Below are 23893 nucleotides of genomic sequence, written 5' to 3' on the forward strand. Positions count from 1 at the left end.
AAGTGAGCAATCCTCAAGTGAGAGCGGCATGAACGAGCAAGCCGATGCCGGGCCGGGCGGCGATCTCTGCATTCGCACGCTGGCGATGCCTGCCGACACCAACGCCAACGGTGACATCTTCGGCGGCTGGCTGCTCAGCCAGATGGACGTCGGCGGCGGCGTGTTTGCGTCAAAGGTCGCGAAGTCGCGCACCGTGACCGTCGCCATCGAGGCGATGAATTTCCGCAAGGCCGTCTATGTCGGCGATCTCGTTTCGGTCCACGCCCACCTCGTTCGCGTCGGGCGCACCTCCATCACCGTGCATCTGGAAGCATGGGCGCTGCGCCGCGGCGAGCAGCAACCGTTCCTCGTCACCGACGGCAACTTCACCTACGTCTCGATCGACGAGCACGGCCGCCCGCAGCCGGTTCGCCCGACCGACACCGCGATCGCGACGTAATCGCACGCGGCGTTGCGCCTCATCTGTCTGATGCGTGCGGCAACGCCAAACGCGGCGCGACTGAGTCCCGCCGCCGCGGCTTTGCCAAGAACCAGTCATAAAACGGATGAGGTCCCGGCGTACTCCGTCGCGTGTCGATCCGGGGTGGAAACGGCGTCAAAATGCCCAGGAACCTTTGGGCAGAACTGCCGTTGTTTGCCCGCACTGAGGAATCCACGGACCATGCCGGACAGCTACATCATCGAAGTCGATTCGCAGACCGCAGGTATCGTCGTTCGTTCCCAGGGAGGCTACTGCTTTTTCGCCTCGTCCAGCCGCTTCAACCGTCTCGAAGGCCAGCTCTTCCGCAACGCCCGCGAAGCCGAGCGCGCCGCGCGCAAGCTGGTTAACGGTGATGTGAAGGAAGCGGCTTAGTCCTCCCGCGGGTCATTCCGGGCCGCGTGTGGCCCGAGAGGTGGGAATCTTTTGCCGCGAACTCTGCCTTCCCTTCTCGCCTTGTTGGAGAAGGTGGCGCGTAGCGCCGGATGAGGGGTCGTCTCCGCGAATTCCAATGCGAGAGGATTCGTTGTCGGACAGAAACCCCTCACCCGACTTCGCTTCGCGAAGCCACCCTCTCCCGCAACGGAGAGGGGAAGAGCCGTTGTTCACAACTTCGTCGCCGCCCGTGAGAGCAGCTTCCAGTCGTCGCCCTGCTTCTGCCAGTTCATCAGGATGTGAAGGTTGGTCGGCACTTTTTTCCCATCAGCCGCCATCTCTTGTTCCGCCACCCAGTGGAAGCGCACGATCGCGGCGGGGCCGACGACCTTGATGGTCGGGTCCTTGTACTCGATCGACAGGAATTTGGATTTGCCGTCGGTGGCGTTGGCGATGAAGGTCGCCTTGTCCTCGACCTTGCCGCTGGAATGGCTGTAGCTCACCTCTTCGGCGCAGAGTGCGCCGAGCGCCTTGGGATCGGCCGCGATCTGGGCGAGACGGAACGCCTCGACCTTCTTCGCCACGGCTTCCTCGTCGGCCGAGGCCGCCAGCACCGGTGTCGTGAGCGCTGAAACTGCAAGAGTGGAGACGGCAAGAGCTGGGACGGCAAGAGTCGAGAGAGCGAGATCGCGTCGGTTGATCGTCATCGTTTCCTCCTTTTTGGTCTTGCATGGAGTGTTGCAGTCGCACGCGACTTTGTCGAGGGTCGCGTATTGGTCATGCACGTGCGTCATTGCGCGATTGACGCTGTATTGATACGGCTTTCGTATTGATGCGTCATATATTCGGGAAAGTACGGACATGATCGAGGCTATCGGCAGGGCGTTGCTGTTCGACATCGACGGTACGCTCGCCAACACCGATCCGCTGCACTTGAAGGCGTTCAATCTGGTGCTCGGCCCTCGCGGCCACGTCTTCGATCACGCGCGCTTCTCCAGAGAGCTGCAAGGCTTCGCGAATGTATCGATCGGCGAGCGTTTTCTGCCCGACGAGGCGCCCGAACGGCGTGCCTTGATCCTCGATGAGAAGGAGGAAGTCTTCCGCACGCTTGTTGCCGGGCAGATCGAGCCGCTGCCGGGCCTGATGGCGCTGCTCGACAGGGCGGATGCGGCCGGTATTCCCATGGTTGCCGTGACCAATGCCCCGCGGCTCAATGCGGAGCTGCTGCTGTCCGGCCTCGGCATCACGCACCGCTTCAAGGCGCTCGTGATCGGTGCCGAGCTGTTGCACGGCAAGCCGCATCCGCTGCCTTATCAGGAAGGGTTGCGCTTTGCCGGCGCCAGCGCCATGGCCTCGATCGCGTTCGAGGACTCCCGCACCGGCGTGCAATCGGCCGCAGCGGCCGGCATTCCGACCATCGGCATCCGGACCAGCCTCAACCATGCTGATCTCGTCGCCGCCGGGGCTATCGCCTCCGCCAGCGGCTTCGACGATCCCGATCTGCTGACGCGCCTCGCCGCCGCGATGGCATGGTGAGGACCTTCGTCCGTTAACCGTGATCGGCGCGCGCATTGACCGAGCGCGCGAACCGCCGCACCATGCAGCTTCCTGATTTGAGGCCATCGCCGTGACCGGACTGACTCATCGACAAGCCGAAATCCTCAACATCGCGCGAGCCTCGGGCCGCGTCATGGTCGAGGAGCTGGCGCGCCGGTTCGAGGTCTCGGCGCAGACCATCCGCAAGGATCTCAACGACCTCTGTGAGCGGCGCTCGCTGACCCGCATTCATGGCGGCGCCATCATCGCATCCGGCGTCGAAAACCTCGCCTACGAGGCGCGGCGCTTCGTCGCCGCCGACGAGAAGAAGGCGATTGGAGCCGCGGCCGCCTCGCTGATCCCGAACGGCTGCTCGCTCTTCATCAACATCGGCACCACGACCGAGGAGGTCGCGAGCGCGCTGACCTCGCACGAGGACCTCCTCGTTATCACCAACAATCTGAACGTCGCCATGCTGCTCTATCGTCATCCCCGCATCGAGGTGGTGGTCGCCGGCGGCACGGTGCGGCGCGCCGACGGCGCGGTGGTCGGCTCGACCGCGACGCAGCTGATCGGCCAGTTCAAGGTCGACTATGCCATCATCGGAGCGTCCGCGATCGACGAGGAGGGCGCGCTGCTCGACTTCGACTATCGCGAGGTGCAGGTGGCGCAGGCCATCATCGCCAACGCCCGCAGCGTCATGCTGGTCGCTGATTCCACCAAGCTCCGGCGCAGCGCGCCGGTCCGCATCGCGCATATCAGCCAGATCCAGACCTTCGTCACCGACCAGGAATTGCCAGAGCGCCTCGCCACCATCTGCCACGGCAAGGGCATCGAGGTGATGGCCGCGATGCCGAAGGGGGCGGACGTCGATGAGGCTCAGGCCGAGGCACAAGAAGCGCCCGAGGCCGCGCCGGTGGTGCGGCTGAGGTAGGACTATGGGTTGTCCCACGGGTTCAGCAGCGGCACGCCGAATACCGCAAAATCCTTCACATTGCGCGTGACGAGCATGAGGTTGTTTGCCAGCGCGGTCGCGGCAAAGAAGCCGTCCATGACAGACAATGCGAGGCCGCTTCTGCGACTCTGACCCATCAGGTCACCCCAGCGTTCCGCGACCGCGTGGTCGATCGGCAGTGTGCGCCCGGCAAAACGCTCCGGCAGATCGCGGGCAAGCCAGGCGGCCAGTGCTGCACGGCGACGGCCGTCCTCCAGCAACGCGATGCCGCGACGAAGCTCGGCGATCGATGCCGCGCTGATGAACGCACGATCCTCGTCGATCGTATCAAGCCATGACAAGACTTTCGGCGAAGGGGCGGGCCTCTGGACCTCCGATAACACGTTGGTGTCGAGCAGTAGATTCACGGCAGCTCGTCGTGCGGCGCGTCGTGAACGCGTTCAAGCTTGAGGTCGGCGCTGCGCAGCGGCGAAGCCAGCAGGAATTCGGCCAAGGTACCTTTGCGCGCCGTCTTGCGCGCCCATTCCTCGACGGAAACGATCACCGCGTTGGGCTTGCCGTGTCGGGTGATGATTTGCGGGCCGGCTTGGGCACGATCGATCACCTCGGAGAGCCGGGCCTTGGCGTTGGCAAGCGTCCACGAGTCCGTCGCTGGTGAATCTGGTGCAGTGTGTTCTGTCATGCAAATAACGACCAATATGACTATTCTTACTAATAAGGGTCATCGACGACTTTTCAAGAGCAATAATGCCGCTCAAATCCCTCCTGAACTGCCTATTTCGCCCCCCGTGTGCCCACTTAAAAGTTCCGCTTTCACTTCGTTTCTCTCCTCTTTCATCTTGCTTTCGTTTTCTGGTGTGATCTAATCAAAAGCGAAAGTAACCGCTCGATTGAACGGGCGGTCGCCGGGGGATGCGTCTGTTGGATCGTATTTTCGACCTCGCCATTATTGGAGGCGGTGTTAACGGCTGCGGCATCGCGCGCGACGCGGTGGGCCGCGGCAACGCGGTTTTCCTGTGCGAAATGAACGATCTGGCGAGCGGGACGTCGTCCTGGTCGACCAAGCTGGTGCATGGCGGCCTGCGCTATCTCGAATATTACGAGTTCCGGCTGGTTCGCGAGGCGCTGATCGAGCGCGAGATTCTCTGGGGCATCGCGCCGCACATCATTCGCCCCCTGCGTTTCGTTTTGCCGCACCATGCGGGCCTGCGGCCAGCCTGGCTGCTGCGCCTCGGCCTCTTTCTCTATGACCACATCGGTGGCCGTCATCTGTTGCCGGCGACGCGCTCGGTTGACCTCCGACGCGACGAGGTCGGCCGCCCGCTGATCCCGAACCGCTACGGCCGCGCGTTCGAATATTCCGACTGCTTCGTCGACGACGCCCGTCTCGTCGTGCTCAACGCACGCGATGCCGCCGACAAGGGCGCCGAGATCCGCACCCGCACTCGCGCGACGGATATCAAACAGTCAGACGGCATCTGGACCGTCAGCATGATCGACACGCTGACAGGCGCGCGCTCGTCGATCCAGGCCCGTGCGGTTGTCAATGCCGGCGGGCCCTGGGTCGAGGATGTGCTCGGCCGCGGCGCCGGCGTCAACGCGAAAGCCAAGGTGCGCCTGGTGCAGGGCTCGCACATCGTCGTGAAAAAACTCTACGACCACGACCGCGCCTACATGTTCCAGAATGCAGATGGCCGCATCATCTTCGTCATTCCCTATCAGGACGATTTTACGCTGATCGGCACCACCGACCGCGACTATGACGGCGATCCCGCCAAGGTGAAGGCGACGGCCGAAGAGATCCAGTATCTCTGCACGGCGGCGAGCGAATATCTGGCCAAGCCTGTCACGCCCGATGACGTGGTTTGGACCTACTCCGGCGTACGTCCGCTCTATGACGACGGGGCCAGCGAAGCCAAGGCCGCGACGCGCGACTATGTGTTCGAGCTCGACACGCCCGGCGGCGTGCCGCTGCTGTCGATCTATGGCGGCAAGATCACGACCTATCGCCGTCTCGCCGAGGAGGCGCTGGAGCGGCTCGCGCCCTATCTTCGCAGTGCGAAAGCACGCGAAGGCTGGACCGGCAAATGGCCGCTGCCCGGCGGCGACATGGGCGTGTCCGATGTCGACGGCCTGATCGCCGAGCTTCAGCGCGGCTATCCTTTCCTCAGCCACGAGCATGCGCGGCGCCTGGCGCGCTCCTATGGCACGAGGGCGATCAAGCTGCTTGGGGATGCGAAATCGGCGGTCGATCTCGGCCAAGCCTTCGGTGCGACGCTGACCGAGCGCGAAGTCCGCTATCTCATCGCCAACGAATGGGCCGTTACTGCCGAAGATATCGTCTGGCGCCGTTCCAAGCTCGGCCTGCGACTAAGTGCCGACGAGATCGCGGCGCTGGACGACTGGATCAGGACCCACGCCGTGCAGCAAAGTCCCCTGCTGGAAGCCGGAGGACGCTCATGACGGTGACACTCGATCACGTGACCCGGACTGTCGACGGGGTCCCACACATCCGCGACGTCTCGCTGACGCTCGAGAGCGGCACGCTCAACGTGCTGCTCGGGCCGACGCTGTCGGGCAAGACCTCGATCATGCGGCTGCTCGCTGGCCTGGACAAACCGACATCGGGCAAGCTGCTGGTCAACGGCAAGGACGTCACCGGGGTCGACGTGCGCCAGCGCTCGGTCGCCATGGTCTATCAGCAGTTCATCAACTACCCCTCGCTGTCGGTCTACGAGAACATCGCTTCGCCTTTGCGCGTGCAGGGCAAGCCGCGCGCCGAAATCGAGGCGCGCGTTGCGGAAGCCGCCCGGCTGCTCCGGCTCGAGCCGTTCCTGAAGCGCACGCCGCTCCAGCTTTCCGGCGGCCAGCAGCAGCGAACTGCGATGGCGCGCGCGCTGGTGAAGGGCGCCGACCTCGTGCTGCTCGACGAGCCGCTCGCCAATCTCGACTACAAGCTGCGCGAGGAACTGCGCACCGAGCTGCCGCGCATCTTCGAGGCCTCCGGCGCGATCTTCGTCTATGCCACCACCGAGCCGACCGAGGCGCTGCTGCTCGGCGGCAACACGGTGTGCATGTGGCAGGGAGAGGCGCTCCAGATCGGCGAGACTCCAAAGGTCTACCGTCATCCGCAGACCTTGCGGGTCGCGCAGGTGTTCTCCGATCCGCCGCTGAATCTCGTCGGCATCGAGAAGAAGAACGGTTCCGTGCAATATGCGGGCGGCATTGCCGCGCCGGCGTCCGGTCTCTATTCCTCGCTCGCGGACGGCGCCTATCGCGTCGGATTTCGCGCCCATCAGCTCGCACTTGCCAATGGCGAGACTGACCGCCACGCCTTCCATGCCACGGTAACGGTGACCGAGATCACCGGTTCGGAGAGTTTCGTGCATCTGACCCGCGACGGATCGAACTGGGTGGCGGTGCTGCACGGCGTGCACGAATTCGAGCCCGGCCAGACGCTCGATGCCGTGCTCGATCCCAACGACGTGTTCGTTTTCGATGCTGCCGACCGGCTGGTCGCGGCACCCGGTCCCATAGCGTTTTCAAGCGAAGTGCCGAGCGGTTCGCGTGAAGAAAACGCGTCAAAGAAAAAAGCCTGAGGGGGATGCGACATGGCCCGCATTGACCTCGTCGATCTCGCCCACTCCTACGGCGGCAATGATGCCCCGCAGGACAGCTTTGCTCTCAAGCCTGTCACCATGACCTGGCGGCAGGGCGGCGCCTATGCGCTGCTCGGGCCGTCCGGCTGCGGCAAGACCACGCTGCTCAACGTCATCTCCGGCATCATCACGCCGTCGCGGGGGAAAATCCTGTTCGACGGCGAGGACATCACACCGCTGTCAACCCAGAAGCGCAACATCGCCCAGGTGTTCCAGTTTCCGGTGATCTACGACACCATGACGGTGGGGCAAAATTTGGCGTTCCCTCTGAAGAACCGCGGCGTGCCGAAGGCTGAGATCGACAAGCGGGTCGCCGAGATCGGCCGCTTGCTCGACCTCGAGCCCTATCTGAACCGCAAGGCGACGCGGCTCACGGCCGATGCCAAGCAGAAGATCTCGCTCGGCCGCGGCCTGGTACGCTCCGACGTTGCCGCCGTGCTGTTCGATGAGCCGCTCACCGTGATCGACCCCGAGCTGAAATGGCAGCTCCGCTCCAAGTTGAAGGCGCTGCATCGCGAGCTCGACCTGACGATGATCTACGTCACCCACGACCAGACCGAGGCGCTGACCTTCGCCGACACCGTGGTGGTCATGCATGACGGCCGCGTGGTGCAGAGCGGCACGCCGGCCGAGTTGTTCGACAAGCCGGCGCACACGTTCGTCGGCTATTTCATCGGCTCGCCCGGCATGAACATCCTGCCGGCCGAGGTGAGGGGCCGTGAGGCCAAGATCGGCGGTCACGTCATTGCGCTCAACCGCAGCTACGACAAGCTGCCTGCTGGCGCGAAGATCGAGATCGGCGTCCGTCCGGAATTCGTTGAGGTCGTGGCGCCGGCGCCCGGCCTGCTCAGTGCGAAGATCGAACGCGTCGACGACCTCGGCCGGATCCGCTTCGCGCGCGCGCGGCTCGGTGACGCCAAGCTAGCGGCGCGCGCGCCGGCCGGCTTCACCAGCCCGGACGGCACGGCCGGCCTGAAATTCGATCCGTCGCACGTCCACGTCTATGCCGACAGCCTTCTGGTGGAGGGAGCCGCCTGATGGACAAGACTATCAACCAAAAAGCCTGGTTCCTGGTGCTGCCGGTGTTCCTGGTCGTCGCCTTCTCGGCAGTGCTGCCGTTGATGACGGTGGTGAACTATTCGATGCAGGACACCTTCGGCAACAACCAGTTCTTCTGGAACGGTGTCGGCTGGTTCAAGGAATTGCTCGATCCTTCGACCGATCTCGGCGGCCGCTTCCTCGCTTCGCTCGGCCGCAATCTGTTCTTCTCGCTGGTGATCCTCGCGATCGAGGTGCCGCTCGGCATCGTCGTCGCGCTCTCGATGCCGCGCCAGGGCTGGACGGTTGCGGCCTGCCTCGTCATCCTCGCGTTGCCGCTGCTGATCCCGTGGAACGTGGTCGGCACGATCTGGCAGATCTTTGGCCGTCCCGACATCGGCCTGCTCGGCTATGTCCTCAATGCGACCGGCATCGATTATAATTACGTCTCCAACGACATCGACGCCTGGGTCACCGTCATCGTGATGGACGTCTGGCACTGGACCAGCCTGGTCGCGCTGCTGTGCTACGCCGGCCTGAAGTCGATTCCCGAAGCCTATTATCAAGCGGCGCAGATCGACGGTGCCTCGCGCTGGGCTGTGTTCAGGGCGATCCAGCTGCCGAAGATGAACCGCGTGCTGCTGATCGCGGTGCTGCTGCGCTTCATGGACAGTTTCATGATCTACACCGAACCGTTCGTGGTGACCGGTGGCGGGCCCGGCAATTCGACGACTTTCGTCTCGATCGAGCTGGTCAAGATCGCGCTCGGCCAGTTCGACCTCGGCAAGGCCGCCGCGCTGTCGCTGGTCTACAATCTCATCATCCTGATCGTCTGCTGGATCTTCTACACCGTCATGACCAACGCCGGCAGCGATCGGAAGCCGCAGGAAGGAGCCGTGTGATGCACTCGATCCCCGGCCGTCGCCTCATCATGGCGCTGTTTTTGATCTTCCTGCTGTTGCCGATCTACTGGCTCGTCAACATGAGCTTCAAGACCAACGCCGAGATCGTCTCGACGATGACGCTGTGGCCGCACGCGCCGACGCTGCAGCACTACAAGCGCATCTTCACCGATGAGAGCTGGTATTCCGGCTATATCAACTCGCTGGAATATGTCGTCCTCAACACCATCATCTCGATCTCGGTGGCGCTGCCGGCGGCCTACGCGTTCTCGCGCTACCGTTTCCTCGGCGACAAGCATCTGTTCTTCTGGCTGCTCTCGAACCGCATGGCGCCGGCCGCGGTCTATGCCCTGCCGTTCTTCAATCTCTATTCGGCGATCGGGCTGTTCGATACGCCCTGGGCGGTCGCGCTCGCGCACTGCATCTTCAACGTCCCGCTGGCGGTGTGGATCCTGGAAGGCTTCGTCTCCGGCGTGCCGCGCGAGATCGACGAGACCGCCTTCCTCGACGGCTATTCCTTCCCGCGCTTCTTCATCAAGATCCTGGTGCCGCTGATTGCGAGCGGCATCGGCGTCGCCGCCTTCTTCTGCTTCATGTTCTCCTGGGTCGAGCTGCTGCTCGCGCGCACGCTGACCTCGGTCTCGGCCAAGCCGATCGCGGCGATCATGACGCGCACGGTGTCGGCTGCGGGCATGGACTGGGGCCTGCTGGCGGCAGCCGGCGTGCTGACGATCATCCCGGGCGCACTCGTGATCTGGTTCGTCCGCAATTATATCGCGAGCGGTTTCGCGCTCGGTCGGGTCTAGGGAGGCATCAATGGAATGGATTGCATGGATGGCCTGGACGCCGCCGACGGCGATCTTTTTTGTCGCGCTCGCCTGCACGCTGGCTGTGATGACCTGGCTCGGGGTGGCTTATCCCGAAGCCGAGCGCGTCGGCGTGCTGCGCATCCCGACCACGCGCGGCGACCGCCTGTTCATCTCCCTGATCACGGCGGCGGTCATCCACTTGCTGTGGATCGCCTTCGCCGGCACCGACCCCCTCGCCACGCTGCCGATCGGCGAGGACGGAGTTGAAATTTCGCGCCTTTGGATCGCATCAGGAATTTCGCTGGCCACGGCCGTACTCATTTTCCGCACGGTCTAGCCCGCGAAGGAACGGCCAGATCCGGGACCAACCCGGGCCTGTAAAAAGTTTGTCGCTGCAACGGAGGAATAACATGCGGCAGTTTAGGAGAAGGGAACGTCCATTGACCAAGAATAGCTTTCTGACGATGTCCAGCGTCGCCGCCATCGTCGCGGTGTCGCTGGCCGTCTCGGCGCCGGTGCGCGCCGCCGACGACGCCGCGATCCAGAAGTGGATCGCGGAATTCCAGCCCTCGACGCTGTCGAAGGAAGACCAGAAGAAGGAGCTGGAGTGGTTCGCCAAGGCCGCCGAGCCCTTCAAGGGAATGGAGATCAACGTGGTCTCCGAAACCATCACGACCCACGAATATGAGTCGCAGACGCTGGCCAAGGCGTTCTCCGAGCTCACCGGCATCAAGCTCAAGCACGACATCATCCAGGAAGGTGACGTCGTCGAGAAGCTGCAGACCCAGATGCAGTCCGGCAAGAACGTGTACGACGGCTGGATCAACGATTCCGATCTGATCGGCACCCACTTCCGCTACGGCCAGACCATCGCGCTGTCGGACTATATGACCGGCGAGGGCAAGGACGTCACCGACCCCATGCTCGACGTCAACGACTTCATCGGCAAGTCGTTCGGCACGGCGCCGGACGGCAAGCTCTATCAGCTGCCCGACCAGCAGTTCGCGAACCTTTACTGGTTCCGCTACGACTGGTTCACCAACGCCGACTACAAGGCCAAGTTCAAGGCCAAGTATGGCTACGAGCTCGGCGTGCCTGTGAACTGGTCAGCCTACGAAGACATCGCCGAGTTCTTCACCAACGACATCAAGGAGATCAACGGCGTCAAGGTCTATGGCCATATGGACTATGGCAAGAAGGACCCGTCGCTCGGCTGGCGTTTCACCGACGCCTGGCTGTCGATGGCCGGTAACGGCGACAAGGGCATCCCGAACGGTCTGCCGGTCGACGAATGGGGCATCCGCATGGAAGGCTGCCGTCCGGTCGGCTCCTCGGTCGAGCGTGGCGGCGACACCAACGGTCCGGCCGCGGTCTACTCGATCACCAAGTACCTCGAGTGGATGAAGAAGTATGCTCCGCCGCAGGCCCAGGGCATGACCTTCTCCGAGTCGGGTCCGGTGCCGGCGCAGGGCAACATCGCCCAGCAGATGTTCTGGTACACCGCCTTCACCGCCGACATGGTGAAGCCGGGCATCGCCGTGATGAACGCGGACGGTACGCCGAAGTGGCGTATGGCTCCGTCGCCGCACGGTTCGTACTGGAAGGAAGGCATGAAGCTCGGCTACCAGGATGCGGGTTCGGCGACGCTGCTCAAATCGACTCCCCCGGATCGCCGCAAGGCGGCCTGGCTCTATCTCCAGTTCATCGTCTCCAAGACGGTGTCGCTGAAGAAGAGCCATGTCGGTCTCACGTTCATCCGTGAATCCGACATCTGGGACAAGTCGTTCACCGAGCGTGCGCCGAAGCTCGGCGGCCTGATCGAGTTCTACCGCTCGCCCGCGCGCGTGCAGTGGACCCCGACCGGCAACAACGTGCCCGACTATCCGAAGCTGGCGCAGCTGTGGTGGCAGAACATCGGCGATGCGTCGTCCGGTGCCAAGACGCCGCAGGCCGCGATGGACTCGCTTGCCGCGGCCCAGGACTCCGTCATGGAGCGTCTGGAGAAGTCGGGCGTGCAGGGCGCCTGCGGTCCGAAGCTGCACAAGAAGGAGTCGGCCGAGTTCTGGTTCGCCAAGGCCCAGAAGGACGGCACGATTGCCCCGCAGCGCAAGCTCGCCAACGAGAAGCCGAAGGGTGAGACGGTCGACTACGACACTCTGATCAAGTCGTGGCCGGCACAGCCCCCGAAGCGCGCTTCGCTGCAGTAAGGCACATCAGCATAACGACGAAAGGCCGGGAGCAATCCCGGCCTTTTTTCTTTGTGGCACACACTTTCAACATTCTCGGTGTCATCGTCCGCGAAGGCGGACGATCCAGTATTCCAGAGACGGGCGTGGTCGAACCCGGAAGCCACAGATTACTGGATGCCCCGCCTTCGCGGGGCATGACAGCGCATGCGTGGAGAAGAGGCTATTCCGCGGGTTCAGCGGCCAGCGTCGGGTAATCCGTGTATCCCTTCGCGCCGCCGCCGTAGAACGTGTTCTTGTCCCAGTCGTTCAGCGCCGCGCCCTGCTTCAGCCGCTCGACCAGATCGGGATTGGAGATGAACGGCTTGCCGAAGGCGATGAGATCGGCCGCGTTCGCCTCGAGCACCTTGGCAGCGAGGTCGAAATCATAGCCGTTGTTAGCGATGTAGGCGCCGGGGAAGCGCTTGCGCAGGCCCGCATAGTCGAACGGCGCGATGTCGCGCGAACCGCCGGTGGCGCCTTCGACGACATGGAGATAGACGAGCTTGAGCGCGGCGAGGCCGTCGACGATATGGTCGTACAAGGCTTGCGGGTTCGAATCCGAGATGTCGTTGGCCGGCGTCACCGGCGAGATGCGGATGCCGGTGCGATCAGCGCCGGCCTCGGCGACGACGCCCCTGGAGACCTCGAGCATCAGCCGCGCGCGGTTCTCGATCGAGCCGCCATAGGCGTCGGTACGCTTGTTGGTGCCGTCCTTGGCGAATTGCTCGAGCAGATAGCCGTTGGCGCCGTGGATCTCGACGCCATCGAAGCCGGCTTCGAGCGCATTCTTCGTGGCGCGCCTGAAATCGTCGATGATGCCTGGAATTTCGGAGAGCTCGAGCGCACGGGGCTCGGAGACGTCGGCGAAAGTGCCGTTGACGAAAGTCTTGCCCTTGGCGCGGATCGCGCTCGGCGCCACCGGGGCTGCGCCATTGGCCTGAAGGTCGACATGCGAGATGCGGCCGACATGCCAGAGCTGGATGAAGACCTTGCCGCCGCGCTGATGCACCTGATCGGTGACCGTGCGCCAGCCGGCGACCTGGTCCTTTGAGTAGATGCCGGGGGTGTCCTGGTAGCCTTGGCCCTGCTGTGAGACCTGGCTCGCTTCGGTAATCAGAAGCCCCGCCGAGGCACGCTGGGCGTAATAGTCAGCGGCGAGCGCGCCCGGTACGAAGGTGCCGGGAACGGCGCGGTTGCGCGTCAGCGGCGCCATCACGAAACGGTTCGCCAGCGTGATCGGGCCGAGCTTGTAGGTCTCAAACAATTTGGTCGAACGGCTCATGAGAATGCTTCCAGGCGGTGAGAGATCCGGAACACTTGTGCATTGCGGCAATCAGCGCAAGGGAGGAGCCATACAGAAACTGCAGGCGAGATGCGCAGCCGAGCCGCGCAGCATAAAGCATGTGCAATTTCAGCCGCAGCAGCAGATTGGATCTCCCGCCGCGGCCGTCTGAATAATCGCCTTTCAGTTCGCGCCGAGGAAATCGCGCTTGCCGATCTCGACGCCGGCGTGGCGCAGAAGGCCGTGGGCGGTTGCGGCGTGGAAATAGAAGTTCGGCAGCGAGAACGCGCTCAGGAATTGCTGGCCCTTCATGGTGATGGACTTGTCGGGGCCGGCCGGGAAGGTGACGTCCTTGGTGTCGGCGCCCTCGAACTGCTCGGGCTTGAACGATTTCACGTAGTCGATGGTCTTCGCCAGGCGCTGCTTCAACTCCGCAAAGCTGGTCTCGGTGTCCGGTGTGGAGGGCACGTCGCTATGGGTCAGCCGGGCGCAACCTTTGGCTGCGAAATCGCTGACCAGCTGGATCTGCTTCGAGAGCGGCAGCATGTCCGGAAACAGGCGGGAGCCCAGCAGGACGCTGGGGTCGACCTTCTTGGCCGCACAATGCGCTTCGGCTTTCGTGAGCAGGCCGATCAGGCTGTTCAACATTTGCAAATAGGCGGGAACGACGGCGTCGTGGAAGGACATGTGATGCTCGCTTCAAAAGTGGGAAATCTCAGGAGAAACCTGAGCTACTCACATGGGAACGTCATGGAAAAATACAATCGCCGGAGGGGCTTGTGCAGTGCGAAAATTCTACCGAGCGGGCTGTGGTGCTATCGGCGTCATACCCTCGTGTCATCGCCCGGTTGACCGGGCGATCCAGTACTCCGAGCAGCTGTGATTGAAGGCCGCAGCGTACTGGATGCCCCGCTTTCGCGGGGCATGACAGCGATCCTGGTGCTTACCGGATCGTCCCCACTGGCTGCGCCTGTGCCGTGCCCCCACGCATGCGAGCGAGCAGTTCGGCCGTAGGCCAGGAATCGGCCGGCAGACCGTATTTGATCTGCATCGCCTTCACCGCGGCGCGGCTTTGCTGGCCCAGCACGCCGTCGACCTTGCCGACATTGAAGCCAGCCTGGACCAGAAGCTGCTGCAATTGCTTGAGCTCGTTGAATGGCAGCTGCGCGACCGGTGTGGACGGCTTTCGCATCGGAGCCGCGCCCGCGATGCGGGTGGCGAGATAGCCCGCGGTGGTCGAATAGATCAGCGAGTTATTCCACTCGGTGTAGGCCGCGAAATTCGGGTATGCCATGAAGGCCGGACCGAAGCGTCCCATCGGCAGCAGCACGGAGGCCGCGAGATTGTCGTTCGGCAGCGGCCGGCCGTCGGGATAGCTAACCCCGAGCTGCGCCCATTTTGAGCGCGGCAGCTGCACCGTGAGGTCGGTCTGATCCCACGGCAGGTTCTGCGGCACCTTGATCTCCTCCAGCCACGGCTCGCCGCGCCGCCACTTCAAGCCGTTGGCGATGTAGTTCGCGGTCGAGCCGATCACGTCGTCCTCGCTGCGGAGGAGATCGCGTCGGCCGTCGCCGTCATAGTCGACGGCATAGTTGACGTAATGCACGGGCAGGAACTGGGTCTGACCGAGCTCGCCGGCCCAGGAGCCGACCATCTCGTCCGGATGCAGGTCGCCCCGGTCGATGATCTTCAGCGCGGCGATGGTCTCGTTCACGAACATCTCCGAGCGGCGGCAATCATAGGCCAGCGACACCAGCGATTTCAGTGTCGGCAGATTACCCATGTTGACGCCGAAATCGCTCTCCAGTCCCCAGAACGCGGCGATCACTGCCGGCGGCACACCGTATTCCTTTTCCGCGCGCGCGAACGCGGCCGCATGTTGCTTGATATGTTGCTGGGCGTTCTGCATGCGATAGGGCGCGGCCATGCGGCCGGCAAATTCGGTGAAGAGCTGGCCGAACACGCGCTGGCCGCGGTCGCGATTGACGATGCCCTGGTCGTAGACGAGGTAAGGCGAGGCCGCCGCGATCGTCCGCTGCGACACGCCGGCGGCAACGGCCTGCTGTTTCACGTCGACCAGGAAGCGATCGAAGTTCGCCCCGTTATGGCACGACGCCGCGCGCGGCGAGGGCCCAGTGGCCCTGGGAGCCGCGGGCTTTGCCGGCGGCGGCGCGAACTGGGCAGAGGCGGGAAGGGCGAGCGTGAGCAGGGCGGCGGCCGCGATCGCAAATCGGGTCTGGAGCATGAGGTTTCCGCAAGGGGAGGAGACGCTTGGATTCTCGGCCAAGCTTAATGGAACGATTGACCTCAAACCAGTGCCGCGGCTCCGCGACGCACCTTGAAACCTTGCGGGCGGGCCGGGGTCATCCCTACCTCATGCTCGCCGGCCCGCAACGCCTCCAGCGGCTACGGCCGGCCTCGGGAGACGGCCATGAATTATCTTCGTACCGCAATGCTGCTCGCAGGCCTCACCGCCCTGTTCATGGGCGTCGGCTATCTGATCGGCGGTGCCGGCGGCGCCATGATTGCGCTCGTCATTGCCGCGGCGATCAATCTCTTCACCTACTGGAACTCCGACCGGATGGTGCTGTCCATGTATGGCGCCCATGAGGTCGACCGCAGCAGCGCACCGGAGCTGGTCGGGCTCGTGGCCGAGCTAGCGGCCCGCGCCGGCTTGCCGACGCCGCGCGTGTTCCTGATGGACGAGCCGCAGCCCAACGCGTTTGCGACCGGTCGCAATCCCGAGAATGCCGCGGTTGCGGTCACCACCGGGTTGATGCACCAGCTCAGCCGCGAGGAGCTTGCGGGCGTGATCGCGCACGAGCTCGCTCATATCAAGCACCACGACACGCTACTGATGACTGTGACCGCGACCATTGCCGGTGCGATCTCGATGCTGGCGCAGTTCGGCATGTTCTTCGGCGGCAACCGCGACAACAACGGCCCGGGCATCGTCGGCTCGATCCTGATGATGATCCTCGCCCCGATCGGCGCCATGCTGGTGCAGATGGCGATCAGCCGCACCCGCGAATACGCCGCGGACAATCTCGGCGCACGCATCGCCGGTCAGCCGATGTGGCTGGCATCGGCGCTGGTGAAGATCGAAGGCGCGGCGCATCAGGTCCCGAACGCCGAGGCGGAACGAAATCCCGCCACCGCGCACATGTTCATCATCAACCCGCTGTCGGGCCACGGCGTGGACAATCTGTTTGCCACCCATCCCTCGACGCAGAATCGCATCGCGGCGCTTCAGGAGCTCGCAGCCGAGCTCGGTGCGCAGGCGTCGCCGTCGGTCGGCGCCAATGAGAACTATCCGCCGCGGAGCCCGTGGGGCCGCTCCTCCTCGCGCGGGCCTTGGGGCTGACGCAGCAGCGGCTCTAATTTGCACGCTTTGTGACCTGTCGCACACAGGACGGTCCCGGCCGGTGTTAACACCCTGCCGTGAGAGTTCCTGCGAAAGGGGATGCGTGGCCGGCCCTCTGCCTGCCACCGTCGAAGATGACCAAAGCTGCAGTACCATTGTTGATCGTCGTGGGCGTGCTGATTGGCCTGTCCACGCACACCGTCGTCAATTGCGGAGACGAGGACGAGCCCGACATCTGTTCGGCTGTGATCGGCTTCTCGCCGCTGCGCGGCTCGCTGATCGCGTTCGCCTATGAGGGGCGCGGACGGATCGCGCTGCGCCACGGCGACTGGCGGCGGGCGATCGCGGATTTCGACGAGGCCATCCATCTCAATCCCAACCGTGCCTCGCTCTATCGCGATCGGGCGTTGGCGCGCCGGCAGAACGGCGACCTCGAACTTGCCATCGAGGATTACGACGAGGCGATCGCGCATGATCCCAGGCACGCCGCGCCCTATCACCAGCGCGGTCTCGCGCTCGCGGCCGCCGGCGATCTCGATCGCGCGATCCTGAGCTACAACACCGCGGTCCGCCTCGACCCCTCCGATGCGCAGCCTCGGCTCGATCGCGGCCTCGCCTTCCTGGCGCGTGGCCAGGCGAATGAAGCGCGCGCCGATTTCGAAGCCGCGCTGGCGCTGCCCGCCGGCAAGGATGCCCGCACCCGCGACGCGGCACGCGCAAAACTCGCTGAACTCGCGAGCGCCGAGCCGACCCGGCTCGCCGCGCCAGGGCGGTAGAGATATCTAGAGCTGCGTGCGCCGCTGCAACCCTCTCCCCTTGTGGGAGAGGGTGGCTCGCCGCGAAGCGGCGAGACGGGTGAGCGGTATCTCTCCGCGCGTGAGTCTGCTGCAGTTGAATTCGCGGAAACAACCCCTCATCCGGCGCTTCACGCCACCTTCTCCCACAAGGGGAGAAGGAAGAAAGTGCGCTCCTACTTCTTGGTTTTGGCCTTCTTCGCCTTCTTCACCGGCTTTTCCTTGGGCGCCTTCTTCTCCACCTTCACCGCGACCGGTGTGCTGGCGGCGATCCGCATCGACCGCGCGTAGCTGTCGGCGACGTTGTCGGCGGACATCTGCAGGCGCTTGGCGGCGGCAACGGCCTGCTCCATGGTGGCCTTGGCCATCATCTTGAAGCGGTCGCCGGTCTCCTTGCCCTTGGCCTTGGCCGCAAGGCCGTTGAATCGATCCCGGCGCTCCTTGGCGCGGGTCATCAGGCCCGTATGCAGCTGTCTGGCCAGTTGCCGGATCACGACATCCAGGTCGGCGTCCGCCATGTTGTTCTATCCTCTTCGAAAACGGTATCGATGCGGGCGGGACTATGCAGATCGGGCCCCACCTTGGCAATTCCCGGCCGCGCGTCATCCGCAGCTTCCGGTGACCAAAACAAAAAAGCCGCGCTGTGCGCGCGGCTCTCTGCCTTGGTTTTGCGCTGTCTGTCTTACTTCAGCGAGGCGACCGGGCCGCTCGCAGCTGCCGGATCGGGGTCGAAGCCGAACACCCCCACCAGATACTTGTAATAGTCCGGCAACTTCTCCTTGAGCGCCTCGCGCGACTTCGGGTCGTGGAATTCGCTCTTCCCGGCCAGGAAGATGCTGGCGGTCACCGCAAAGAATTCCATGTGATTCTTCAGCGCATAGGATTCCTTGGGCAGGAGATCCTTGGACTTGGCGTAGGCGTAATAGCCGATCACGCCCTTGTTGGCGTAGCCGTCCGGCAACAGCCGCGCATGGTAGGCGTGCAGCAGTTCGTGCAGCAGCACCGCTTCCTTTTCGTAACGCATCATGTCCGGCCGCAGCATGATCACGCCGAGGCCGGAATCGACCGCGAGGTCGACGGCGTTCGGATTGCTCCAGCGCTGCTTGTTGGGGTCCCAGACCGTCAGCGTGCGGGGAGCGGTGCGCTGGATGTCAGGCGTGACCCGGCCGTAGCACGCGGTCGCGGCGCCTTCGTCGAGGCAGGCCAGCTCGCTGGCGATGATCGGGACGGTGCGGAAGAAGCGCAGCACGCGCGGCGAGAGGCCGGCAGCCTCGACCACGTCGATCTGGCTCTTCACATTGTCGGTGAGCTTGTCGACATCCTTGCGGTCGGAATTCTCCGACAGGTCGAACATGTAGCCGCGGTAGCTCTGGAAGCCCGGCGGTAACGCCTGCGCTGCGCCGGAGGACGCATCCAGCGGTCCGGCATGGGATGGATTGGCAAAGAGCGCGCCGACAACGGTCGCGGTCAGCAGCAACGCAATGCGCATGATGAACCCCCTGATGTCACTTCACGCGGCAGAATAAGCCGCCGTTGTTTGCGAAAAGTGAGTGGGGCGAGACTAAGGCAGCGATGTTGAGGCGTGCTTAATCGATCGTTGCGGATCGCGGAACTGAATTAGCGCCGAGTTAACCAAGCGTGGATTGCCCGCGTGCTTCGGCGTAGCATGCGGTCCGGGCACCAAGCCCTCAAACCAGATAGCCGGAAGCGAGGATGCCATGTATGCCGCCATCCGTCAGGCCAAGGCAAAAAGCGGGAGCGCCGAAGAGCTGGCGCGCCGTATCAAGGAAGGCGCCGTTCCGATCATCAGCGACGTCGACGGCTTCCGCGCCTATTACGTCGTCTATGCCGGTGACGACACGGTCACGGCGATTTCGATCTTCGACAAATTCGAGCAGGCGGAGGAGGCGAACAGGCGTGCGATCGCCTGGATCGAGAAGGATCTGGGCCCGCTGCTTGCAGGCGACGCCCGCGCCGCCGCCGGGCCGGTGATCGTGCATACGCTGGCGTAGGGATTGGGTGCAGCCGCACATTCAACTGTCATCGCCCGGCTTGACCGGGCGTCCAGTACTCCGAGACGGCAGGGATTGAACCGATAGGCCGCGGCGTACTGGATGCCCCGCCTTCGCGGGGCATGACAGCGGTGTGCTTTACAGCTCCCTCGCATTCGAGAATGCAAAGCTCGACACCCGCCGCGTCGTCTCGTCCAGGATCAGGGTGCGCGTGATCGGCGGCTCGGCGCGCTGGGCGCAGTTTTCGCGCTCGCAGAGACGGCAGTTGACGCCGATCGGCGTGCCCTCCGTTTTCTCCAGATCGATGCCGGCAGCGTAGACGAGGCGCGCGGCGTGACGGATCTCGCAGCCGAGGCCAATGGCGAAGCGCGGCTGTGGCAGCGGGTGCGGCGCGACGGGGCGGCGCACCATCTGCGCGATCGAGAAATAGCGCGTACCGTCCGGCAGCTCGATCACCTGCTTCAGCAGGCGGTCAGGCGTGTCGAAGGTCGAGTGCACGTTCCACAACGGACACGTGCCGCCGAATTTCGAGAACGGGAACGTGCCCGACGAAAATCGCTTCGAGACATTGCCTGCATTGTCGACGCGCAAGAGGAAGAACGGGATGCCGCGCGCGTTCGGCCGCTGCAGGGTGGTGAGCCGATGGCAGACCTGCTCGAAGCCGGAATTGAAGCGCTGCGCCAGCAGATGGATGTCGTAGTTCAACGCTTCTGCCGCGGCCAGGAAGGCCGGGTAGGGCATCATCACCGCGGCCGCAAAGTAGTTGCCGAGCGTGATCCGGAATAGGCGGCGCGGTGTGTCGTCGAGCGCGCCGGCGCGGCCGATGATGGTCTCCAGATGCTGCGCGCATTCAACGAGGCCGAGCTGAAAGGCGAGCTGGAACGCGCGGCCGGGCGGGTCGACCAGTTCGGAGATCAGGAGCTGGCGCCGATGGCGGTCGAAGCGCCTCAGCGTCTCGCGCATCACGTCCACCGGCATGATGCGGGTCTGGATCGAATGCTTTTCGCGCAGCCGTGCCGCCAGTGCCGCATAAAGCTCTTCGGCCGGCACGTTCAGTCCGTCGCGCAGAGTCTCCGCGGCCTGCTCGAGTTCCGGAAAGTAGTTGCGGTTGGCCTCGATCAGCTCGCGGACGCGCTCGACCGGATTGGCCTCATAGCGGGTGCCGACGTCGCGGTCGGCCATTTGCGCCGCGGCCAGCGTCTCGCCCTGGCGGGCCTCGGTATAGGCGGCATAGAGCCGTTGCAGCGCATGGGTGACGCCGGGGCAAAGCTCGGCCAGATCGCGCAGTTCCTGCTTGGGAACGTCGATCTGGCGGAACAGCGGGTCGGAGAAGATCTCGTTGAGTTCGGCGAAGAAGCGGTCCTCGTCGGCGGTCGCGAGGTCGCGCAGGTCGAGGTCGTAGGTTTCGGCCAGCCGTAGCAGGATCTGCGCAGTCACCGGACGCTGGTTGCGCTCGATCAAGTTGACATAGCTCGGCGAGATCCCGAGCCCCTCGGCGATCTGAGTCTGCGACAGCCCCAATTGCTGCCGGATCCGCCGGAAGCGCGGGCCGACGAAGAGCTTCTTACCGGATCCGGCGGGCATTCTCAGGTCTCCAAAGTCGTAAGGCAGTCTTACTGACCTATATTCTTTACAAGTTTTACAAAGTGACATTTATTACAATCACCTATGTTACATGACATCACCATTCAAATACAAGACTACTATACGAGCTAGGCTTTCTCGCGTTTAGCTTCTGACACGCATCTCGCAATGCATTGTCAAGAATGTCGATGGCGGTGCCATCGTCGTGAAAGGATCAGGCACATGAATTACCAGCCCCGCGGCATCAGCACCTTCCAGGCCCCTGCCTCGTATCAGAGTGAGGTCGAGGCGGCCCGGTCGCTCCTTGAGACCCAGCCGACCTGGAACGGGGTGTCGGCCGAGGCCGTCGCCCGCATGCGCCTGCAGAATCGCTTCAAGACCGGCCTCGACGTCGCTCGCTACACCGCGGCGCTGATGCGGGCCGACATGGCCGCCTACGACGGCGACCCCACCAAGTACACGCAGTCGTTGGGCTGCTGGCACGGCTTCATCGCCCAGCAGAAGCTGATCTCGGTCAAGAAGCACTTTGGCAAGACCGATCGCACCTATCTGTACCTGTCCGGCTGGATGATCGCGGCGCTGCGCTCCGAGTTCGGCCCGCTGCCGGACCAGTCGATGCACGAGAAGACCTCGGTGCCGGCGCTGATCGAAGAGCTCTACACCTTCCTGCGTCAGGCCGATTCGCGCGAGCTGAACGATATCTTCCGCAACCTCGATAAGGCCCGCAAGGAAGGCGACAAGACCAGAGAGAAGGAGCTGATCGAGAAGATCGATAACTTCCAGACCCATGTCGTGCCCGTCATCGCCGACATCGACGCCGGCTTCGGCAATGCGGAGGCCACCTATCTGCTCGCCAAGAAGATGATCGAGGCGGGTGCCTGCGCGCTCCAGATCGAGAACCAGGTCTCGGACGAAAAGCAGTGCGGCCACCAGGACGGCAAGGTCACCGTGCCGCACGAGGTGTTCCTGGCCAAGATCCGGGCCTGCCGCCACGCCTTCCTCGAACTCGGCGTTGAAGACGGCATCGTCGTGACCCGCACCGACTCGCTCGGTGCCGGCCTGACCCAGCAGATCGCGGTCAGCCACAAGCCCGGCGACCTCGGCGACCAGTACAACAGCTTCCTGGATTGCGAGGAAGTGACGGCGGAGAACGCCCGCAACGGCGACGTCATCATCAACCGTAACGGCAAGTTGATGCGTCCGAAGCGCCTGCCCTCCAATCTCTATCAGTTCCGCCCGGGCACCGGCGAAGACCGCTGCGTGCTGGATTGCATCACCTCGCTGCAGAACGGCGCCGACCTGCTCTGGATCGAAACCGAGAAGCCGCATATCGAGCAGATCGCCAAGATGGTCGACCGGATCCGCAAGGTGGTTCCGAACGCGAAGCTGGCCTACAACAACTCGCCCTCGTTCAACTGGACCCTCAACTTCCGTTGGCAGGTCTACGACGCCATGAAGGAAGCCGGGAAGGACGTCAGCAAGTACAATCGTGCCGAGCTGATGAAGCCGGAATACGACGATACGCCGCTGGGGAAGGAAGCCGACGAGCGCATCCGTACCTTCCAGGCGGATTCGGCCAAGCGTGCCGGCATCTTCCACCACCTGATCACGTTGCCGACCTATCACACGGCGGCGCTATCGACGGACAATCTGGCGAAGGAATATTTCGGCGACCAGGGAATGCTCGGCTATGTCAAGAACGTCCAGCGCGCCGAGATCCGTCAGGGTATCGCGTGCGCCAAGCATCAGAACATGGCCGGCTCCGACATCGGCGACGACCACAAGGAATACTTCGCCGGCGAGGCTGCCCTGAAGGCGGGCGGTGCCCACAACACGATGAACCAGTTCGGCTAACGCATCACGCTAATCGACAGGAGACTGACAATGACCAACAGCAATTTCTGGGTGATCGGCGGCGAGTTCGGTTCGATGAACTTCCACAAGCTCGTGGAAGGTTCGGCCCAGGTGCAGGGTCCGTTCAAGACCCGCAAGGAGGCCGAGGACGCCTGGCGCTCGGTCTCGGAAGAGAACCGCCACAAGGCGGGCGTCCGCTTCTCGATCGTGGAAGAGCCGTCGCGAGTCTCGGCGTGACAATCTGAACTTGCATGCCAATCTGAATAAGAAGACGTCCAAGGACGGAGGGTCCCATCCGGCGCAAGCCGGGTGGGACCGTCTGTTTTTGGCACAGGTGAAAGATTTGTGGGCGTCGTAAGTCACTGGAATTGTAGGCCCTTTGCGGACACTTTGGTTGCTGATAGGTTAATCCCGCCAAGTGAGGACGAGGCCGCCAATGTCAGAGCCCGAGACCAGCGGGATCCATCCCGGCCAGCCGCGCCCGGTGCGGCTGCGTGATGCGTTGTTGCGAGCGCGAATCGAGGCCGCCGACCGGACCGGCGTCGTCGTCGATTTGCGCGATGCCGAGGTGGCGCGGCTCGAGATCCTCAACGATTCGCTCGATCCCCTGTTCGCGCAGGTGCCCGATCAGATCGACCTGTTCGACCGTGGCATCAGCCAGGGCGACACGCCCAGGCTCTGGATCGACGTCGTCGCGCATATCTTGATGGGGCGTGACAAGCGAATGTACCGCTTCGTGCAGGACACCCGCTTCGGCCGCATCGTGCTCGCCGAATCGCACGACACCGCTGTCATCGTCGAGGCCGTGACTGATTATGTCGCCCGCCGCATGATCGAACGCGAGCATGCGATGGTGGTCCCGCCCGAGCCGAAGCCCGAGCTAGCGCCGACGCGGCGCCGCTCGCGCGTCTGGCCGTTCGTGTTCGGATTTGTGCTCGGCGCCGCCGCGCTGTTCGGTGTTGCCGTGCTCGCGGCGCTGCGGAGCTGGTGAGACGTTCGCCGTCGTCATTGCGAGCAATGACG

General features: G+C 63.7%; 26 protein-coding genes. 17 read left to right on the forward strand and 9 right to left on the reverse strand.

Going from position 1 to position 23893, the window contains the following annotated elements; all coding sequences use genetic code 11:
* Window positions 1-28 precede the first annotated feature (28 nt).
* On the forward strand, window positions 29-439 hold the full coding sequence (locus tag IVB13_RS21200; RefSeq protein WP_018454990.1) for an acyl-CoA thioesterase: 411 nt from the start codon (window positions 29-31) through the stop codon (window positions 437-439).
* Window positions 440-661: 222 nt separating this feature from the next.
* Window positions 662-853: a hypothetical protein gene (locus tag IVB13_RS21205; protein ID WP_018454989.1), complete on the forward strand. Its 192-nt coding sequence runs from the start codon at window positions 662-664 to the stop codon at window positions 851-853.
* Between the two features lie 230 nt (window positions 854-1083).
* Here IVB13_RS21205 and IVB13_RS21210 read toward each other — a convergent pair whose 3' ends face one another.
* The gene (locus tag IVB13_RS21210) at window positions 1084-1560 is read right to left on the reverse strand and encodes a nuclear transport factor 2 family protein (protein ID WP_026232853.1); all 477 of its coding nucleotides are present in this window, start codon (window positions 1558-1560) and stop codon (window positions 1084-1086) included.
* 154 nt (window positions 1561-1714) lie between these two features.
* Here IVB13_RS21210 and IVB13_RS21215 point away from each other — a divergent pair, with 154 nt between their 5' ends.
* A complete protein-coding gene (locus IVB13_RS21215; RefSeq protein WP_247372638.1) occupies window positions 1715-2389 on the forward strand; it encodes an HAD-IA family hydrolase in 675 nt (224 codons plus the stop codon).
* Window positions 2390-2480: 91 nt separating this feature from the next.
* Complete coding sequence (locus tag IVB13_RS21220; RefSeq protein WP_018454986.1) at window positions 2481-3323, forward strand: DeoR/GlpR family DNA-binding transcription regulator; 843 nt, start codon at window positions 2481-2483, stop codon at window positions 3321-3323.
* Window positions 3324-3325: 2 nt separating this feature from the next.
* Here IVB13_RS21220 and IVB13_RS21225 read toward each other — a convergent pair whose 3' ends face one another.
* Together IVB13_RS21225 and IVB13_RS21230 are read right to left on the reverse strand one after the other, a co-directional pair.
* The gene (locus tag IVB13_RS21225) at window positions 3326-3751 is read right to left on the reverse strand and encodes a type II toxin-antitoxin system VapC family toxin (RefSeq protein ID WP_247372640.1); all 426 of its coding nucleotides are present in this window, start codon (window positions 3749-3751) and stop codon (window positions 3326-3328) included.
* Window positions 3748-4026 carry a type II toxin-antitoxin system Phd/YefM family antitoxin gene (locus IVB13_RS21230; protein ID WP_085361304.1) on the reverse strand — a complete coding sequence of 93 codons (279 nt, stop codon included), beginning with the start codon at window positions 4024-4026 and terminating at the stop codon, window positions 3748-3750. Before IVB13_RS21230 ends, IVB13_RS21225 begins: the two co-directional genes overlap by 4 nt.
* A gap of 230 nt (window positions 4027-4256) precedes the next feature.
* Here IVB13_RS21230 and glpD point away from each other — a divergent pair, with 230 nt between their 5' ends.
* The 7 genes from glpD to IVB13_RS21265 all read left to right on the forward strand — a co-directional run bounded on the left by glpD (window position 4257) and on the right by IVB13_RS21265 (window position 11959).
* On the forward strand, window positions 4257-5807 hold the full coding sequence (glpD, locus tag IVB13_RS21235) for a glycerol-3-phosphate dehydrogenase (protein ID WP_247490325.1): 1551 nt from the start codon (window positions 4257-4259) through the stop codon (window positions 5805-5807).
* Window positions 5804-6943, forward strand: coding sequence for an ABC transporter ATP-binding protein (locus tag IVB13_RS21240; RefSeq protein ID WP_018454982.1), 1140 nt, complete (start codon window positions 5804-5806; stop codon window positions 6941-6943). Before glpD ends, IVB13_RS21240 begins: the two co-directional genes overlap by 4 nt.
* A 12-nt stretch (window positions 6944-6955) precedes the next feature.
* On the forward strand, window positions 6956-8041 hold the full coding sequence (locus IVB13_RS21245; protein WP_247391643.1) for an ABC transporter ATP-binding protein: 1086 nt from the start codon (window positions 6956-6958) through the stop codon (window positions 8039-8041).
* Window positions 8041-8943: a sugar ABC transporter permease gene (locus IVB13_RS21250; RefSeq protein ID WP_247490327.1), complete on the forward strand. Its 903-nt coding sequence runs from the start codon at window positions 8041-8043 to the stop codon at window positions 8941-8943. The genes IVB13_RS21245 and IVB13_RS21250 overlap by 1 nt, the downstream gene beginning before the upstream one ends.
* Window positions 8943-9749: a carbohydrate ABC transporter permease gene (locus IVB13_RS21255; RefSeq protein WP_018454979.1), complete on the forward strand. Its 807-nt coding sequence runs from the start codon at window positions 8943-8945 to the stop codon at window positions 9747-9749. Before IVB13_RS21250 ends, IVB13_RS21255 begins: the two co-directional genes overlap by 1 nt.
* Window positions 9750-9759: 10 nt before the next feature.
* A complete protein-coding gene (locus IVB13_RS21260) occupies window positions 9760-10089 on the forward strand; it encodes a DUF2160 domain-containing protein (protein WP_018454978.1) in 330 nt (109 codons plus the stop codon).
* 127 nt (window positions 10090-10216) lie between these two features.
* Window positions 10217-11959 carry an ABC transporter substrate-binding protein gene (locus IVB13_RS21265; protein ID WP_039799251.1) on the forward strand — a complete coding sequence of 581 codons (1743 nt, stop codon included), beginning with the start codon at window positions 10217-10219 and terminating at the stop codon, window positions 11957-11959.
* A 202-nt stretch (window positions 11960-12161) separates the two neighbouring features.
* Here the strand turns inward: IVB13_RS21265 and IVB13_RS21270 are convergent, their stop codons facing one another.
* The 3 genes from IVB13_RS21270 to IVB13_RS21280 all read right to left on the reverse strand — a co-directional run bounded on the left by IVB13_RS21270 (window position 12162) and on the right by IVB13_RS21280 (window position 15507).
* The gene (locus tag IVB13_RS21270; RefSeq protein ID WP_247490329.1) at window positions 12162-13262 is read right to left on the reverse strand and encodes an alkene reductase; all 1101 of its coding nucleotides are present in this window, start codon (window positions 13260-13262) and stop codon (window positions 12162-12164) included.
* Between the two features lie 183 nt (window positions 13263-13445).
* The gene (locus IVB13_RS21275; RefSeq protein WP_018454975.1) at window positions 13446-13949 is read right to left on the reverse strand and encodes a DUF1993 domain-containing protein; all 504 of its coding nucleotides are present in this window, start codon (window positions 13947-13949) and stop codon (window positions 13446-13448) included.
* Window positions 13950-14205: 256 nt separating this feature from the next.
* Window positions 14206-15507, reverse strand: a complete 1302-nt coding sequence (locus tag IVB13_RS21280) for a lytic murein transglycosylase (protein ID WP_247490331.1) — start codon at window positions 15505-15507, stop codon at window positions 14206-14208.
* Between the two features lie 186 nt (window positions 15508-15693).
* Here IVB13_RS21280 and htpX point away from each other — a divergent pair, with 186 nt between their 5' ends.
* Together htpX and IVB13_RS21290 are read left to right on the forward strand one after the other, a co-directional pair.
* On the forward strand, window positions 15694-16626 hold the full coding sequence (gene htpX / locus IVB13_RS21285; protein ID WP_247490332.1) for a zinc metalloprotease HtpX: 933 nt from the start codon (window positions 15694-15696) through the stop codon (window positions 16624-16626).
* A 134-nt stretch (window positions 16627-16760) separates the two neighbouring features.
* Window positions 16761-17402: a tetratricopeptide repeat protein gene (locus IVB13_RS21290; RefSeq protein ID WP_026232851.1), complete on the forward strand. Its 642-nt coding sequence runs from the start codon at window positions 16761-16763 to the stop codon at window positions 17400-17402.
* A gap of 194 nt (window positions 17403-17596) precedes the next feature.
* On the opposite strand, the gene IVB13_RS21295 is transcribed toward IVB13_RS21290, so the two are convergent.
* Both IVB13_RS21295 and IVB13_RS21300 read right to left on the reverse strand, forming a co-directional pair.
* Window positions 17597-17938: a hypothetical protein gene (locus tag IVB13_RS21295; RefSeq protein ID WP_018454971.1), complete on the reverse strand. Its 342-nt coding sequence runs from the start codon at window positions 17936-17938 to the stop codon at window positions 17597-17599.
* Between the two features lie 164 nt (window positions 17939-18102).
* Window positions 18103-18909: a hypothetical protein gene (locus tag IVB13_RS21300; protein WP_247490334.1), complete on the reverse strand. Its 807-nt coding sequence runs from the start codon at window positions 18907-18909 to the stop codon at window positions 18103-18105.
* Between the two features lie 229 nt (window positions 18910-19138).
* Here IVB13_RS21300 and IVB13_RS21305 point away from each other — a divergent pair, with 229 nt between their 5' ends.
* A complete protein-coding gene (locus tag IVB13_RS21305; RefSeq protein WP_247475148.1) occupies window positions 19139-19432 on the forward strand; it encodes an antibiotic biosynthesis monooxygenase in 294 nt (97 codons plus the stop codon).
* A 138-nt stretch (window positions 19433-19570) separates the two neighbouring features.
* Here the strand turns inward: IVB13_RS21305 and IVB13_RS21310 are convergent, their stop codons facing one another.
* Entirely contained in the window at window positions 19571-21016 is a 1446-nt protein-coding gene (locus IVB13_RS21310) for a short-chain fatty acyl-CoA regulator family protein (RefSeq protein ID WP_018454969.1), read from the reverse strand.
* 222 nt (window positions 21017-21238) lie between these two features.
* Here IVB13_RS21310 and IVB13_RS21315 point away from each other — a divergent pair, with 222 nt between their 5' ends.
* From IVB13_RS21315 to IVB13_RS21325, 3 genes are all read left to right on the forward strand, one after another.
* Window positions 21239-22870: an isocitrate lyase gene (locus IVB13_RS21315; protein ID WP_247490336.1), complete on the forward strand. Its 1632-nt coding sequence runs from the start codon at window positions 21239-21241 to the stop codon at window positions 22868-22870.
* A 30-nt stretch (window positions 22871-22900) separates the two neighbouring features.
* On the forward strand, window positions 22901-23107 hold the full coding sequence (locus IVB13_RS21320; protein WP_007595122.1) for a hypothetical protein: 207 nt from the start codon (window positions 22901-22903) through the stop codon (window positions 23105-23107).
* Between the two features lie 199 nt (window positions 23108-23306).
* Window positions 23307-23861 (forward strand): hypothetical protein, encoded by a 555-nt coding sequence (locus IVB13_RS21325; RefSeq protein WP_247490339.1) that lies wholly within the window; start codon window positions 23307-23309, stop codon window positions 23859-23861.
* The last annotated feature ends 32 nt before the right edge of the window (window positions 23862-23893 follow it).

The sequence above is a fragment of the Bradyrhizobium sp. 17 genome, from assembly GCF_023073515.1.
Taxonomy (GTDB): Bacteria; Pseudomonadota; Alphaproteobacteria; order Rhizobiales; family Xanthobacteraceae; genus Bradyrhizobium; species Bradyrhizobium canariense_D.

Coding starts and splice junctions, on each gene's coding strand:
- IVB13_RS21270 (WP_247490329.1), bottom strand. CDS start 13,262: ATGAGCCGTTCGACCAAATTGTTTGAGACCTACAAGCTCGGCCCGATC.
- IVB13_RS21325 (WP_247490339.1), top strand. CDS start 23,307: ATGTCAGAGCCCGAGACCAGCGGGATCCATCCCGGCCAGCCGCGCCCG.
- IVB13_RS21315 (WP_247490336.1), top strand. CDS start 21,239: ATGAATTACCAGCCCCGCGGCATCAGCACCTTCCAGGCCCCTGCCTCG.
- htpX (WP_247490332.1), top strand. CDS start 15,694: ATGAATTATCTTCGTACCGCAATGCTGCTCGCAGGCCTCACCGCCCTG.
- IVB13_RS21290 (WP_026232851.1), top strand. CDS start 16,761: ATGACCAAAGCTGCAGTACCATTGTTGATCGTCGTGGGCGTGCTGATT.
- IVB13_RS21215 (WP_247372638.1), top strand. CDS start 1,715: ATGATCGAGGCTATCGGCAGGGCGTTGCTGTTCGACATCGACGGTACG.
- IVB13_RS21245 (WP_247391643.1), top strand. CDS start 6,956: ATGGCCCGCATTGACCTCGTCGATCTCGCCCACTCCTACGGCGGCAAT.
- IVB13_RS21320 (WP_007595122.1), top strand. CDS start 22,901: ATGACCAACAGCAATTTCTGGGTGATCGGCGGCGAGTTCGGTTCGATG.
- glpD (WP_247490325.1), top strand. CDS start 4,257: ATGCGTCTGTTGGATCGTATTTTCGACCTCGCCATTATTGGAGGCGGT.
- IVB13_RS21300 (WP_247490334.1), bottom strand. CDS start 18,909: ATGCGCATTGCGTTGCTGCTGACCGCGACCGTTGTCGGCGCGCTCTTT.
- IVB13_RS21240 (WP_018454982.1), top strand. CDS start 5,804: ATGACGGTGACACTCGATCACGTGACCCGGACTGTCGACGGGGTCCCA.
- IVB13_RS21280 (WP_247490331.1), bottom strand. CDS start 15,507: ATGCTCCAGACCCGATTTGCGATCGCGGCCGCCGCCCTGCTCACGCTC.
- IVB13_RS21310 (WP_018454969.1), bottom strand. CDS start 21,016: ATGCCCGCCGGATCCGGTAAGAAGCTCTTCGTCGGCCCGCGCTTCCGG.
- IVB13_RS21265 (WP_039799251.1), top strand. CDS start 10,217: ATGTCCAGCGTCGCCGCCATCGTCGCGGTGTCGCTGGCCGTCTCGGCG.
- IVB13_RS21255 (WP_018454979.1), top strand. CDS start 8,943: ATGCACTCGATCCCCGGCCGTCGCCTCATCATGGCGCTGTTTTTGATC.
- IVB13_RS21260 (WP_018454978.1), top strand. CDS start 9,760: ATGGAATGGATTGCATGGATGGCCTGGACGCCGCCGACGGCGATCTTT.
- IVB13_RS21210 (WP_026232853.1), bottom strand. CDS start 1,560: ATGACGATCAACCGACGCGATCTCGCTCTCTCGACTCTTGCCGTCCCA.
- IVB13_RS21305 (WP_247475148.1), top strand. CDS start 19,139: ATGTATGCCGCCATCCGTCAGGCCAAGGCAAAAAGCGGGAGCGCCGAA.
- IVB13_RS21200 (WP_018454990.1), top strand. CDS start 29: ATGAACGAGCAAGCCGATGCCGGGCCGGGCGGCGATCTCTGCATTCGC.
- IVB13_RS21230 (WP_085361304.1), bottom strand. CDS start 4,026: ATGACAGAACACACTGCACCAGATTCACCAGCGACGGACTCGTGGACG.
- IVB13_RS21295 (WP_018454971.1), bottom strand. CDS start 17,938: ATGGCGGACGCCGACCTGGATGTCGTGATCCGGCAACTGGCCAGACAG.
- IVB13_RS21250 (WP_247490327.1), top strand. CDS start 8,041: ATGGACAAGACTATCAACCAAAAAGCCTGGTTCCTGGTGCTGCCGGTG.
- IVB13_RS21205 (WP_018454989.1), top strand. CDS start 662: ATGCCGGACAGCTACATCATCGAAGTCGATTCGCAGACCGCAGGTATC.
- IVB13_RS21275 (WP_018454975.1), bottom strand. CDS start 13,949: ATGTCCTTCCACGACGCCGTCGTTCCCGCCTATTTGCAAATGTTGAAC.